Origin of the sequence: Labilithrix sp., from assembly GCA_019637155.1 — a bacterium.
GTDB lineage: Bacteria > Myxococcota_A > Polyangia > Polyangiales > Polyangiaceae > Labilithrix.
This window is the reverse complement of sequence record JAHBWE010000019.1, coordinates 82,574-96,082: the sequence shown is the minus strand read 5'-3', so window position 1 is coordinate 96,082 and position 13,509 is coordinate 82,574. Positions and strand designations below refer to the sequence as shown.

Annotated in this window: 16 protein-coding genes; 9 read left to right on the top strand and 7 right to left on the bottom strand. The window is 71.3% G+C overall.

The features are described from left to right. Positions 1-57: 57 nt before the first annotated feature. Positions 58-912, bottom strand: a complete 855-nt coding sequence (locus KF837_34795) for an ABC transporter ATP-binding protein (protein MBX3232547.1) — start codon at positions 910-912, stop codon at positions 58-60. Positions 913-1,236: 324 nt separating this feature from the next. Next, on the bottom strand, positions 1,237-1,956 hold the full coding sequence (locus KF837_34790; protein MBX3232546.1) for a VIT1/CCC1 transporter family protein: 720 nt from the start codon (positions 1,954-1,956) through the stop codon (positions 1,237-1,239). Positions 1,957-2,052: 96 nt separating this feature from the next. Here KF837_34790 and KF837_34785 point away from each other — a divergent pair, with 96 nt between their 5' ends. The 3 genes from KF837_34785 to KF837_34775 are packed head-to-tail and all read left to right on the top strand — an operon-like array spanning position 2,053 to position 4,421. Continuing rightward, a complete protein-coding gene (locus tag KF837_34785) occupies positions 2,053-2,799 on the top strand; it encodes a CBS domain-containing protein (protein ID MBX3232545.1) in 747 nt (248 codons plus the stop codon). Between the two features lie 2 nt (positions 2,800-2,801). Beyond that, on the top strand, positions 2,802-3,806 hold the full coding sequence (locus tag KF837_34780; protein ID MBX3232544.1) for an AI-2E family transporter: 1,005 nt from the start codon (positions 2,802-2,804) through the stop codon (positions 3,804-3,806). A 45-nt stretch (positions 3,807-3,851) separates the two neighbouring features. After that, positions 3,852-4,421, top strand: coding sequence for a hypothetical protein (locus KF837_34775; protein MBX3232543.1), 570 nt, complete (start codon positions 3,852-3,854; stop codon positions 4,419-4,421). An 8-nt stretch (positions 4,422-4,429) separates the two neighbouring features. On the opposite strand, the gene KF837_34770 is transcribed toward KF837_34775, so the two are convergent. From KF837_34770 to KF837_34755, 4 genes are all read right to left on the bottom strand, one after another. Beyond that, the gene (locus tag KF837_34770; protein MBX3232542.1) at positions 4,430-4,975 is read right to left on the bottom strand and encodes an OmpA family protein; all 546 of its coding nucleotides are present in this window, start codon (positions 4,973-4,975) and stop codon (positions 4,430-4,432) included. 32 nt (positions 4,976-5,007) lie between these two features. Further along, entirely contained in the window at positions 5,008-5,625 is a 618-nt protein-coding gene (locus KF837_34765) for an ATP-binding protein (GenBank protein MBX3232541.1), read from the bottom strand. A gap of 69 nt (positions 5,626-5,694) precedes the next feature. Continuing rightward, a complete protein-coding gene (locus KF837_34760) occupies positions 5,695-6,057 on the bottom strand; it encodes a CBS domain-containing protein (GenBank protein MBX3232540.1) in 363 nt (120 codons plus the stop codon). A gap of 73 nt (positions 6,058-6,130) precedes the next feature. Further along, positions 6,131-6,817, bottom strand: coding sequence for a hypothetical protein (locus tag KF837_34755; GenBank protein MBX3232539.1), 687 nt, complete (start codon positions 6,815-6,817; stop codon positions 6,131-6,133). Positions 6,818-6,898: 81 nt separating this feature from the next. On the opposite strand from KF837_34755, the gene KF837_34750 reads away from it, so the two are divergent. From KF837_34750 to KF837_34735, 4 genes are all read left to right on the top strand, one after another. Further along, positions 6,899-7,507 carry a hypothetical protein gene (locus KF837_34750; GenBank protein MBX3232538.1) on the top strand — a complete coding sequence of 203 codons (609 nt, stop codon included), beginning with the start codon at positions 6,899-6,901 and terminating at the stop codon, positions 7,505-7,507. Then, positions 7,507-8,913, top strand: coding sequence for an MBL fold metallo-hydrolase (locus KF837_34745; GenBank protein ID MBX3232537.1), 1,407 nt, complete (start codon positions 7,507-7,509; stop codon positions 8,911-8,913). Before KF837_34750 ends, KF837_34745 begins: the two co-directional genes overlap by 1 nt. A 104-nt stretch (positions 8,914-9,017) precedes the next feature. After that, a complete protein-coding gene (locus KF837_34740; protein MBX3232536.1) occupies positions 9,018-10,217 on the top strand; it encodes a site-2 protease family protein in 1,200 nt (399 codons plus the stop codon). 7 nt (positions 10,218-10,224) lie between these two features. Continuing rightward, positions 10,225-10,704, top strand: a complete 480-nt coding sequence (locus KF837_34735) for a universal stress protein (GenBank protein MBX3232535.1) — start codon at positions 10,225-10,227, stop codon at positions 10,702-10,704. A gap of 382 nt (positions 10,705-11,086) precedes the next feature. Here KF837_34735 and KF837_34730 read toward each other — a convergent pair whose 3' ends face one another. Beyond that, positions 11,087-11,851 (bottom strand): glucose 1-dehydrogenase, encoded by a 765-nt coding sequence (locus KF837_34730; GenBank protein MBX3232534.1) that lies wholly within the window; start codon positions 11,849-11,851, stop codon positions 11,087-11,089. A 260-nt stretch (positions 11,852-12,111) separates the two neighbouring features. Between KF837_34730 and KF837_34725 the strand changes: the two genes are divergently transcribed. After that, positions 12,112-12,555, top strand: coding sequence for a universal stress protein (locus tag KF837_34725; GenBank protein ID MBX3232533.1), 444 nt, complete (start codon positions 12,112-12,114; stop codon positions 12,553-12,555). Positions 12,556-12,579: 24 nt separating this feature from the next. After that, positions 12,580-13,221, top strand: coding sequence for a flavodoxin domain-containing protein (locus KF837_34720; GenBank protein ID MBX3232532.1), 642 nt, complete (start codon positions 12,580-12,582; stop codon positions 13,219-13,221). The last annotated feature ends 288 nt before the right edge of the window (positions 13,222-13,509 follow it).

Below are 13,509 nucleotides of genomic sequence, written 5' to 3'. Positions count from 1 at the left end.
CGACAAGCACACGCAGTGCCGCGCGCGTCGTCGGCGACAACCGCGCGGCGAGCGCGCTCACGTGGCGAACGCGGGCGCAAACCGTGCGCCTTCGCGCGAGGGGCGCGCGTCCCAGAGCTTGCGGATGTCGGCGGGCGACCTCCGCCGCGCGCGGCGCTGGAGGCGCGCGGGCTCGACGCCGCTCGAGCACGCGAACGACGCGATGCGAGGATCGTCGAGCGCGAGCACGTGGTCCGGCGGACCGTCGAGCACGATCCGCCCGCCGTGCAAGAGCACGACGCGATCGGCGATGCCGTACGCGGTCGCCATGTCGTGCGTGATGACGATCGACGTCACGCAGAAGCGCTCGCGGACGTCCTCGATCAGCCCGTCGACGACGCGCGACGTCACCGGATCGAGCCCCGACGTCGGCTCGTCGTAGACGAGGATCTCGGGGCGCATGACCATCGCGCGCGCGATGCCGACGCGCTTCGCCATCCCGCCGGAGAGCTCGCCCGGGAGGAGCTCCGCCGCGCCGGCGACCCCGAGCGCCTCGAGCTGCTCCATGACGCGCGGCCGGACCTCCTCCGCGGGCAGGTGCTGATCCTCCGTCAGCGGGAACGCCACGTTCTCGAAGACGGTGAGCGAGTCGAGGAGCGCGTACTTCTGGAACACCATCCCGAAGCGCCGCCGCTCCACCGCAAGCTCGTGCTCGCCGAGACCGACGAGGTCCCTCCCCTCGAGCAAGATGTGCCCCGCGGTCGCGCGCTCGAGCCCGACGAGGACGCGCGCGAGCGTGCTCTTGCCCGAGCCGGAGCCGCCGAGGACGACGATCGTCTCGCCGCGCTCGACCACCAGATCGATGCCGTCGAGCACGGTGCGCTCCCCGAAGCGCTTCACGAGGCCGCTGATCTCGAGGAGCGGTGCCAACACCGCGTGACGCCGCAAGAGTCGTTCCGTCGCGACCGGGACCCGGAAGTCGAGGCCTAGATGCCATTGTCGGGCGCGATATCCGACGCGACGATGCCGACGAAGAGCGGCGAGAGCTCGGCCCCGCCCGTGCCCACCACGAGCTGGCGGGCCGAGACCGCGAGCATGAACGGGACCGACGCAAGGCCTGCGCGGCGCGCGCCGTTCCTGCGCGTGGAACGTGACGTGCTCCCCAGGTGAGCATGCCCAGCCAGCTTCCGTCGGAGATCCCGCTCCAGCTCGCGATCGTCATCGCGCTCCTCGCGACGGCCGCGCTCGCGACGCTGCTCAGACCACGCCGAGCAGCGCACCGACGGCGTAACCGAGAGCGGCGCTGACGAGGCCGATCGCCGCATAGGAGAGGCCGCTCCGCAGCGGTCGTCCCACCGTGATCTTCGCGCCCAGCGCGCCGAGGGCGAAGAGCCCGAGCGCGCCGAGCAGCACCGCCGCGACGACGCCGGCCTCGCGCGAGAGCAGCGCGAACGGGATCACCGGCAGCACGGCGCCGCCGAGCGAAGCCACCCCCACGATCGCGGACGAGCGCAGGCTCGCGCGACGATCGATCGGCTCGAGCGCGTGCTCCTCCGCCATCATCACCGCGACCCAGACGTCCGGATCGCGGCAGATCGTGTCGACGACGCGGTCGAGCAGCGGACCGGCGAAGCCCTTCCGCGCGTAGATCCCGCGGATCTCGTCGCGCTCGATCAGCGGAACGCGCGCGACGTGGCGGTACTCTCGCGCGCGTTCGGCGCGGTACATCTCGCCCCGCGCCGACGACGACGTGTACGCGACCGCGGCCATCGAAGCGGCCTCGGCGAGGCCCGCCGCGACGCCGGCCGCGAGCGTGATCCGGACGCTCGCGCTCGCGGCCGCGACCCCGAGCACGACGCCGAGGGTGTTCACGAGCCCGTCCTGCGCGCCCAGGATCAGGTCCGAGAGCCAGCGACCTCGGACGTGAGGATCGACCTCATCGTGATGCCGGCGCTGCTCGTCGATCGCGGTCATCATTCGTGCACGCGCGATGCATCGATTGCGCCGGCCAGGCCCGACCCTTGCTGGGAGGTGGAGGAAGGAGAAACGACGATGGTCTGCGTACGCGATCGAATGACGGCCCCGGCGGTCACGGTGAAGGTCGACACCTCTTCGGGCGACATCATGAAGCTGTTCGCATCGGGAGCCTTCTCGGCCCTTCCGGTCCTCGACGACGAAGGCCGGCTCGCCGGCGTCGTCTCCACCACCGACGTCGTCCGGAAGGTCGTCGCGTCGAGCGAAGGCTCGAGCGCGCGCGCCTCCGATCTGATGACCTCGCCCGCGATCGTCGCGAAGCCGGGGGAGCCGCTCGACGACGCGGCGTGGAGGCTCGTCGCCGCGCGCGCCCACCGCCTCGTCGTCGTCGACGGCGATGAGCCGATCGGCGTGCTCTCGATCCGCGACGTGCTCGGCGGGCTCCTCCACCGCGCGGCGCCGCAGCCGATCCGGACGATCATGAGCCGGCCGGTCGAGACGGTCGAGGTCGGGGACTCGATCGCGAAGGCGATCCATTGCCTCGCCTACGCCGGCGTGCACGGCCTCGTCGTGCTCGACGGCGCGCGTCCCGTCGGCGTCTTCACCCACGCCGAGGCGCTCGCGGCGCGTCACCTCCCGCCGCTCCTGCTCGAGGATCCGGTCGAGGAGGTCATGAGCTACGAGACGATCTGCTTCGACGGCGCGACGCCGATCGATCGCGTGGCGGCCAGCGCGGCGACGATGAACGTCCGCCGCGTGCTCGTCGTCGAGGACAAGCAGCTCGCCGGCATCGTCAGCGACGTCGACGTCGTCGACGCGCTCTCGCGCAGCGGAACCGACGTGTGATCATGCTCGCGCGACCGGCTGCGATCCACGTCGTGGCGGCGGGCATGACCGTGGCCGCGGCCGCCGTCGTCGTGTTCCCGTTCTGGCCCTGGATCCTCGTCGCGCTCTGGATCAGCGGGCTCGTCGCGAGTCCGTGCGAGCGGCTCCTCGCGCGTGCGCGCCATCGCGGTCCGCTCGCCGCCCTGCTCACCGCCGCGGTCCTCCTCGGGATCGCCGCCCCCGTGGTCGCGATCGTCGTGCCGCTCTCGCTCGAGGCGGCCGAGCTCGTTCGCCGCGTCATCGCGAGCGGCGACGCGCGCAAGATGCTCGAGGCGCTCCTGTCGCCCACGAACGGCGGCGGCATGCCCACCGTCGAGGAGCTCCTCCGCCTCGGGAGCACCGAGGGCGGACGAGCCTATGCGTTCGCGCGCGCGGTCGCGGGCGCGACGAGCCACGCCGCGCTCGGCCTCGTCGTCTTCGTGACCGTCGTCTACGTCCGCCTCGCCCACGCCGCCGCCGTGCGCGCGTGGGCGCTCGCGCACGCGCCGGTCGCGCCCGCCATCCTCTCCCGGCTCGCGGCCGCGTTCTCGGAGACCGGCCGCGGCTTGATCATCGGGACGGGCGGCGCCGGCGTCGCGCAGGGCACGGTCGCGACGATCGCCTACGTCGCGCTCGGGGTTCCGCACCCGCTCGTCCTCGGGCTCCTCACGACCTTCACCGCGATGGTGCCCGGTGTCGGCGCCGCCTTCGTCTGGGTCCCCGTCGCGGCCGCGCTCGCGCTCACCGGCCGCCTGACCGCCGCGATCGCGCTCGTGCTCATCGGCGTCGCGATCGTCGGCACCGTCGACAACGTCGTGCGGCCGGTCCTCGCGCGCTACGGGCGGCTCGATCTGCCGATCCCCCTCGTCTTCGTCTCGATGCTCGGCGGGTTCAGCGTCGCCGGTCCCGCCGGCCTCCTCCTCGGTCCGCTCGTCGTCCGCCTCGCGAAGGAGTGCCTGCTCCTGTCGCGCGAGGCGGCGGCCACGTAGCGCTGGCCGGCATCTTGCTCCGACGGAGCGCGGGAGGTGCCCGCCATGAACCCCGTGCTCGTCGTCGTCGAAACTCGTCATGGGCACTGCGCGAAGATCGCAGAGCGCGTCGTCGACCGCATCCGCGCCGAGGGCCTCGAGGTCTACCTCGAGCAGTCGCCGGGAGCCCATCCGATCGCGGTCTCTCGCTTCGGCGCCGCCGTCGTCATCGCCGCGGTCTACGACCGGCGCTACCCGCGCTCGATCGAGGAGCTCGTCCGCTCCCACGCCTACGCGCTCTCGTCGTGTCCGAGCGCGTTCATCTCCGTCAGCCTCGGCGCCGCGGCGAAGCGCAAGTCCGCGAAGGCGGGGATCGCGCGACTGACGCGCTCGTTCCTCGAGCGCACCGGCTGGCGCCGCTGCCACGTCGTCATGACGGGCGGCTGCATCGCCTACCCGCTCTACGCGCCGTGGCTGCGCCGGACGATGCGCATGGCGGCGTGGCTGATGGGGCTGCCGACCGACACGACGAAGAGCCACGACCTCACCACCTGGAGCGCGATCGACGACGCAGCCGACGAGGTCCTCGCGGACCTCGCCACGCTGCGCCTCCAAACGCCGATGCGCGTCGCGTGATCGGGTCTTCACTCGTGCGCCATGACGATGTCGACGCGACGATCGAGCTGCCAGCTCGGCTCGTCGGTCCCCACCGCGTCGAGCTCCCCGCGCGACGTCTCCTGCAGCCGCGCGGGATCGAGCCCGAGCTGCGTCAGGAACGACCCGACGGCGTGGGCGCGCCGCGCGCCGAGCGCCATGTTGTACTCCGTCGTGCCGCGAGGATCGGCGCGACCGACGAGCATGAGCGCGCCGTCGCCGAGGTGACCGTCGCGCACGCAGCGCGCGATCTTCCCGAGGACGACGTGATCCGCGGGCAGGAGCTCGCTCTTGTCGAACTCGAACTTCGGCGAGCCGTCGATGCTGTTGATGTCGATTTTGCACGTACGCGCAATTTCGTCGGAGACCGCGATCGACGGGCTGACCGGGCGCGACTCGGGCGCGCGGAAGAACGCGCTCGTGATGCTCGGATCGGCGGGCGGCGTCGGGCTCGCAGCGGGTTTCTTGTCTCCGCCACACGCAGCGGCGAGCGCTCCGAGGGCGAGGACGAACAGGAACGGTGATCGATGGACCATGACACACCTCCGAGCCCGCCTCGGAGCACCGTTCATACCAACGCCGCCGCTTCGTCGCAGACGTGCTCCGCGCTCACGCTCCGGATCGCTTCGAGCGCGGCGCTCGCCTTCTCCATGAAGTGCTGCGTTCCGTCGATGACGATCCGTCGCGGATGCTCCGCCCACGCTTCGAGCAAGCGCGCGTCGATCGCGAGCGCCTCCTCGTGGGTCTCGCGGCGGATCGTCGTCCCGCGGTACGCGGTGGGGTCCGGCGGAACGCGCAGATGGATGACCTCGTCGTAGCGCCGGAGCTCCTCGTACATCGACGTGCGGAGCTCCGCGAAGAAGTCGGAGCGGTGGCCGGGCCAATACGCGAGGCCGTCGATCGTGCCGCGATCGCAGAGCACCGTCGCGAGCGCGTCGTTCGCGTGCGCGAGCGACTCGAGCTCGTTCTGGATCCAGAAGATCGCGCGCTGCACCGCGCGCTGCTCGATCTCGCCGGAGCGGCGCGGGAAGCCTCCCCCGAAGACGATGGCCGCCGCCTCGGGGAGCACCTCGACGTGGCGGCAGAGCTCGCGCCGCGCCATCTCGAGCACGGCGGTCTTCCCCGCGCCGGGGCCGCCGGTGAGGACGACGCGTTTGGGTGGTTTGTAAAACGGTAGGGTCGACATGCCTCTCGTCGTCGCAGCGCGCATGCCACGCGCAACCGTTGCGCCGCGCGCGCAGCCGCTGCGGTCCGCTCAGCCCAGACGCGCGACGAGGTGGCGGAACGCGTCCGTCGACGTGAAGATGCCGATCACGCTGTCGCGATCGAGCACGACCGCGCAGCCGTATTTCTCCGCCGCCATGACGCGCGCGACGTCGCGGAGCTTGGCGTCCGGCGTCGTGGTGTAGACGTAGGGCGTCATCGCGTCGACGACCTGGTCGAGCTCCTGGTTCGCGCCGCTCAACGTCTCGACGAGGTAGAGATCGCGCTCGGAGACGATGCCGACGAGCTCGCCGTGGCGCACGACGGGGAGGTGGCGGCAGCGATGCCGCCGCATGAGCCCGTGCGCCTCCGCGAGCGAGACGCTGGTCTCGACCGTACAAGGCGCCGCCGTCATGACGTCACGCATCGTCGTCTCGTGGAGGGGTTCGGTGTTCATGCACCTCTCCCGCTGCAAGTCCTCTGCCGGCTCACTCGAAATGGCCGATCCGCAGCGACGCCGCGAGCGCGCGCCGCGCTGCCGGGTCGAGCCGCGGCAAGTTCTTCCGGACGTTGGCCGCGCTCTTGTCGGCCCAGCCGCGGCCGGTGCGCACGAGGTCGCCGCCGAAGTCCGCGAGGTCCCCGCGCTCGAACCCGCTCAGCCAGCGATGCTCCCGCGACGCGGCCCACGTCGGCGCCCAGAGCGCCGTCTTCTCCGCCATCTTCTGCACGAGGAGCGCGCGCTGCTCTTCCGTGAGCGCATCGTAGAGCTGGAGCATCGCGGCGCGGAGCGGGCGGCTCGACTCTTCCATCGCCCACGACACCTGGTCGGAGAAGATCGCGACCTCGACCTCGTCGACCCTCCCCTCCTCCACGCTCTGCGCGAGGATCTCGAGGAACGCGGCGCGCGCGTGCACGATGACGTGCGACTTGAACTCGGCCTCGTGAACGATCATCGCGACGTTGGCGCGCGACGCGTCGTCGAGGCCGAGCTCGTCGCGCGCGGTCCGCAGCATCACGATCGGCAGGACCGGCGCCGCGGACGAGGCGTGCACCTTCGCCGCCATGAGCGTCGGCGGCGGGGCCATGCTCTCGCGCTCGCGCACGCTCGCGAGGAGGCAACCTCCGAGGACGAGCGAGAGGCCGACCGTACGCGCGAAGCTGCCGACGCGGGACATGCCCGGACGTCGAGCAATGACGGTGCCGCGCAAGGTCTGCGCGCCTCGAACGGTACGACGTATGCCTCACCGATCGACGTCATGAGCTCGAACCGTGTCCACCCCGTCGCGCTCGCCCTCGCCGCCTTCGCGGTCGGCCTCCTCGTGAGCACGTTCTCGCACGCGGAGGAGACGACGGCGACCGCGCCTCCCGTCACCGGCGGCTACGCCGGCCCGGAGATGAAGGTCTCGACGCTGGCCGGCGACGCGGTGCTCCTCGCCGGCGGCCAGGCGGGTTGGATCCTCGCGGACTCGATCGTGATCGGCGGCGCGGGGTACGCGACCGTCACCGACGTCATCCCGCCGCTGTCGCTGCAGGCGCCCGGCGGCAACGCGCGGCTCGGGCTCGGGTACGGCGGCGTCCGGATGGGCGGGATCCTCGCGCCGAAGCAGCGCGTCCACGGCGCGTTCGGGCTCCTCATCGGCGGCGGGATGGCGTACTCGGCGACGCGGGACGAGAGCTTCCGGCGCCACGATCGCTTCGTCGTCGTCGAGCCGGCGGTGGAGGTGGAGGCGAACGTCGTGCGTCACGTGCGGGTCGCGCTCGGCGGAGGGTATCGCTTCGTCGGCAACACCGAGGAGCCGGGCTTCCTCCCGATGCGGCTCAGCGGTCCGTCGGCGATGCTCGTCTTCCGCTTCGGGGAGCTCTGATGGAGCTCGAGATCGTCGGCGCGGCGCGCACCGTCACCGGCTCGAAGCACGTCCTCCGCACGCGGAAAGCAGCGGTGCTCCTCGACTGCGGTCTCTTCCAGGGCCGCCGTCACGACTCGTTCACGAAGAACCGCCACCTCGGCGTCGCCGGCGCCGACCTCGACGCGGTGGTGCTCTCGCACGCGCACATCGATCACGCCGGCGCGCTCCCGATCCTCGTCAAGCAAGGGTTCCGCGGGCCGATCTACTCGACCCACGCGACGCGCGACCTCGCTGCCGTCATGCTCGCGGACGGCGCGAACATCCAGGAGTCGGACGCGCGCTACGTGAACAAGGTCATCGAGCGAGACCACGCCGACATGGAGCCGGTGGAGCCGCTCTACACCGAGGCCGACGTCGCGCCGGTGCTCGAGCAGATGGTCTCGGTCCCCTACCACCGGCGCGTGCCCGTCGCGCCGGGGGTCCACGTCACCTTCCTCGACGCCGGTCACGTCCTCGGCAGCGCGGTGACGGTGCTCGACGTGGAGGACGGCGGCGCGCGGCGGCGGATCGTGTTCACCGGCGACCTCGGGCGCCACAGCATGCCGATCCTCCGCGACCCCGAGGTCGCGAACGACGCGCACGTCCTGTTGACCGAGAGCACCTACGGCGATCGCGTCCACCCGCCGATGACGGAGATGCACGAGGAGCTCGCCGCGATCGTCCAGCGCGTCGCGGCGCGGGGCGGGAAGATCATCGTCCCTTCGTTCGCGCTCGAGCGCGCGCAGGAGATCGTCTATTCACTCCGCCGCCTCCGGGCCGATAAGCGAATACCCGCTATACCCGTCTACGTCGACTCGCCGCTCACGGTGAAGATCACCGACATCTTCCGGATGCACCCCGAGTGCTACGACGAGGAGGCGCGCGCGCACCTTCGTCGCAACGAGCCGCTCTTCGACTTCGAAGGGCTCCGCTACGTCTCCGCGGTGGAGGACTCGAAGGCGCTCGATCAGCTGCGCGGGCCTGCGCTCATCATCGCGGCGAGCGGCATGTGCGAAGGCGGACGCGTGCTGCATCACCTCCGCGCCGGCGTCGAGGACGAGCGGAACGCGGTCGTGATCGTCGGCTTCCAGGCGCAGCACACGCTCGGACGCCGTCTCGTCGAGCGCCGGCCCCGCGTGCGCATCTTCGGGGTCGAGCGCGAGCGGCGGGCGGAGGTGTTCGTGCTCAACGGCTTCAGCGCGCACGCCGATCGCGACGACCTGGTCCGCTACGCGAGGGCGACGCACCGCGCCGGCGCGCTGAAGACGATCGTGCTCGTCCACGGCGAGCCGAACGCGCAGCGCTCGCTCGCGGACGCGCTCGCGGACCACGGCTTCCCCCACGTCCTCATGCCGCGGCCGCACGAGGTCATCCGTCTGGTGTGACGGCAGCTCTTGCGCCGCGGCGCGGTCTCTGCGCCCGCGCGCTCCGCACCTCTGCTGGTCTCGCCGCACGGTGCGTGGGTATCGGTGTTGCATCGAGGCGGTGCATGCGCGGCGGATTTCGACTTGGGCAGCTGTTCGGGATTCAACTCGGCGTCGACTGGAGCTGGGGGCTCATCTTCCTGCTCTTGACGTGGAACCTCACGACGGTGTTCCACGAATGGCACCCGTCATGGAGCGGCGGGGCGTGTTTCGTCCTCGCGGTCGTGGCGGCGCTGCTCTTCTTCGCGTCGGTCGTCGCGCACGAGCTCGCCCACGCGCGCGTGGCGCAGGCGTTCGGGATGCGGGTGCGGGAGATCCGGCTCTTCCTCTTTGGAGGCGTCTCGAACCTCGAGCGCGAGCCGCCGTCGCCGAAGGCCGAGCTCCTGATCGCGGTCGCGGGCCCGCTCGTGAGCATCACGCTCGGCGTGCTCTTCCTCTTCACCGCGACGCTGACGCTCTCGCACGTCGATCCGGCCGATCCGGTCGCGACGCTCGCGAGCCTGGGTCCGCTCGGGACGCTGCTCTTCTGGCTCGGCCCGGTGAACCTCGTCGTCGGCGTGTTCAACCTCATCCCGGGCTTCCCGCTCGACGGCGGTCGCGTGCTCCGCGCGCTGGTCTGGAGGGCGACGGGGAGCCTGCACCGCGCGACGGAGGCGGCGACGATGATGGGGCGGATCGTGGGCTGGTCGTTCGTGCTCCTCGGCATCTTGATGTCGTTCGGCGCGCAGATCCCGTTCTTCGGCACGGGAGCGGGGCGCGGCATCTGGCTCGCGTTCATCGGCTGGTTCCTCAGCTCGGCGGCGGAGCGCAGCTTCGGCGCGCTGCTCGTCGAGGAGGCGCTCGAGGGCACGCGCGTCGGCCACCTGATGCGTCGCAGCGGCTACGTCGTGCCGGTGGGCACGAGCGTGCGCGAGGTCGTCAACGACTGGTTCATGCGCTCGAGCGACCACGCGTTCCCGGTCGTCGACGGTCGCGAGCGGCTCGTGGGCCTCGTCTGCGTCGCCGACGTGCGCAAGCTCGCGCAGGACCGCTGGGACACGACGTCGGTGTCGGAGGTCATGACGCCGCGCGAGGAGCTCGCGGTCGTGTCGCCGAACGACAACGCGCACGCGGCGCTGCGTAAGCTCGGCGAGCTGAACGTCGACCAGCTCCCGGTGCTCGACGAGGGCCTCCTCGTCGGCATGCTGACCCGCGCCGACGTCGCGCGCTGGCTCGAGCTGAACATGAACGACAAGCCCCGCTTCGGCGCGCCGCGCACGGCCTGAGCCCGCGATGCCCACGCCGTTCACGCCGTTCGCCCCCTTTGCGCCCTTCGCGCCGAAGCACATCCTCGTCGCGACGGACTTCGAGGACGCCTCCCGCCACGCGGAGGACCTCGCTGTAGCGCTGGCGGCGGAGTTCGGCGCACGCATCACGTTGCTCCATGTCTGGACGGCGCCGCCGCCGGTGTATGCGGGGGCGTTCGCGTGGCCGATCGAGGGCGTGGAGGCCGCCGCGCGCGCGGCGCTCGAGCGAAGGTTGGCGAGCTTGAGGCAGCGACACGCACGGAGCGAGGCGATGCTCGCAGGCGGGCACCCAGCCGACGTCATCCTCGCAACAGCAGCGGCCGACCACGCGGACCTGATCGTGATGGGCACCCACGGCCGCCGCGGCCTCCCCCACATCGTGCTAGGCAGCACCGCCGAACGCGTCCTGCGCCAATCCAACATCCCCGTCCTCACCACCGGAGCCACGGCAACGACGCCCACGTGACGCCCGGCCGAGATCGCGCGTCCGCGGTCCTTTGCGTCCTTGCGTGTCGGCGAGTCCGCAACGGTCCGATCCGAAGGTGGCGAGGGGGCGTACGGCGGCGAGCTCAAGGCCCTCACCGTTCTCGCGCAGCATCCGGTGACACGGGCTCGGTACCACGCGGCGACATGGTGGTCCGTGCCTCCATGCCGGAATTCGCGCGCGGAGATGCGGCGGCGGGCTCGGGACAATGCGACGGTCGTATCGCACGCGCCCTCCCCACCCATCCGACCGCCATCTCGCGCGCCCCGCCCGCCCGCCTCGACACCACGACCCTGTATGCTAATCAAATTTGAGCCTTTAATCAAATTTGATTATTGTCTGCGAAGGGCCTGCGACGACGCGCTCACCAAGCGGTGAAGCCGCCGTCGACGTAGAGCTCGGCGCCGGTGACGTACGAGGCGTCGCTGCTTGCGAGGAACGCGATCGCGGCCGCGACCTCTTCGGGGCGGCCGACGCGGGCCATCGGCGTGGACGCTGCGATGTACTCGCCGAGCGCGCGGCCGGCCTCCGTTCGCATGTCGGTGAACGGCTCGATCATCGGCGTCTTGACGAAGCCGGGATGAACCGAGTTCACGCGGACTCCCTGCTTCGCCCAGTGGATCGCCGCGTTCTTCGTCATCGTCCGCAGCGCGCCCTTCGCCGCGTGGTACGCGAACGAGGTGCCCGTACCGCCCGAGGCGCCGTAAATCGACGACACGTTCACGATCGAGCCGCCGTACTTCCGGAGCTCCGCCGCGGCGGCCTTCATCCCGAGCCATGCGCCCGTCTGGTTCGTCGCGATGACCTTCGCGTAGCCCTCGGGCGTCTCGCTCTCGAGGTCCTCGCTGCACGCGATGCCCGCGTTGTTCACGAGGACGGTGACCTTCCCGAGCGTCGCCGCGCGATCGATCGCGCGCGCCCACTCGACCTCCGACGTCACGTCGAGGTGCTCGTAGACCGCACGGCCCTCCGCGCGCCGGATCTCGGCGGCGAGCGCCTCTCCTTCACGGTCCAGCACGTCGGTGATCACGACGGCCGCCCCTTCGTCCGCGAGCCGACGCGCCGTCGCTGCGCCAATACCGCGAGCGCCCCCCGTCACGAGCGCGACCTGACCTTGGAATCGTTTCATGAGTACCTCTCTTCCCGGCACGTTCCACGCGCCATGCCATCCACGCGGAGCGGGCCCGCCACGCGACGCAACCTTCGACGTGGCCTCGACATCGGGTGGCGACGTGGCCTCGACGCAACTCCTGCGCATCGCACGCGCCGCTTGCGCCCGCCGCCACCGAACCTCCACGCGGCGCTTGGCCCGGCCGTGGTCGTGACGGGTCGCCGGAACGCGAGCCGGATCGCGAGGAGCCGGCCCGGCCCTTGCTCTCGACCCTGCGCATGAAGAAGATCCTCGTCGCGCTCGATGGCTCGCCGCGTCATCACGGCGTCCTCCATGCGGCCGCCGAGCTGGCGGCTGCCACGGGCGCGGAGCTCGTCCTCTTCCGTGCCGTCACGGTCCCGTCCGACGTGCCCGTCGATGCGTACACGATGGCGCCGGCGGACTTCGCGCGCACCCTCGAGGAGCATGCCCGCGCTGCGCTCGAGGTGGCGGCGCGCGAGATCGGCGCGGACAAGGTCCTGCGTGTGCACGTCGAGGCCGGCACGCCGTGGGACGCGATCTGCCGCGCCGCGCGGGAGGACGACGTCGATCTCATCGTCCTCGGCTCGCACGGCTACGACGTCCTCGACCGCTTCCTCGGCACGACCGCGGCGAAGGTGGTGAACCACGCGGATCGCTCGGTCCTCGTCGTCCGTGCGCCCGAGCGAGTCACGAGCAAGTAACGACGCCATGAAAGGAGCCGTCCCATGAGCAGCATCGCCGTCATCTACGAGAGCCGCTATGGCCAGAGCGCGAAGATCGCCGAGCACATCGTCGACCGCGCGTGCCGCGAGGGCCATGCGGTCCGTCTCGTGCGCGCGAGCCTCGCGACGCGCGCCGAGCTCGACGGCCACGACGGCTACGTCGTCGTCGCGCCGGTCTACTTCGGACACCACGCGCCGGAGCTCGAGCGGTTCGTACGGACCTATCGCGACACGCTCGCGTCGCGACCTTTCGCCCTCGTCTCGGTCAGCAACTCCGCCGCCAACCCCGACCTCGGCGCGCGCCGCAACGCCGCGCGCATCGCGCAGGCCCTCGTCGACGACGCAGCGCTCCCTGCCCGCGCCGTCGTCACCGCCGGCGGCGCCATCGCGTACCCGCGCTACGGTCTCTTCACGAAGCTCATGATGCGCGCGATCGCCTGGAAGACGGGCGAGCCACTCGACACCTCACGCGTGCACGAACGCACCGACTGGACCGCCCTCGACCACGACCTCGCCCCGTTCTTCATCGCCTTCGCGCCCGCCGCCACCGCCGAGCCCGATGTCCCACAGTCGAACGACCCCCGCCTGTCGGGCATTCGCCGCCTATCGACCGCCCCTCGCTCGGCGAGCTTCGCACGCCGCTGACGCATCCTCGCGCGAGGCAGACCGTATCTCCCACCGATCCGTATCGGCAGCTCAATTGAAGCGCGAACCTCATACTCGCGACGGACGGCTCTCCGCCCTTCCGAAACATCGTCGAGACACGCTTCGACGAAACGCGGGCATTGACAGCGACGAGCGTCGGCGAGCCCGAACGCGGCGCCGATGCAGCCTTCGCGCATCGCGTGTGTAACGCGCATCAGGCGAAATCTTCGTTCGATACGGCTCGGGCTTCCTCTCGCCGGAGTCCGCCTGCGAGACGACCGGCGAACG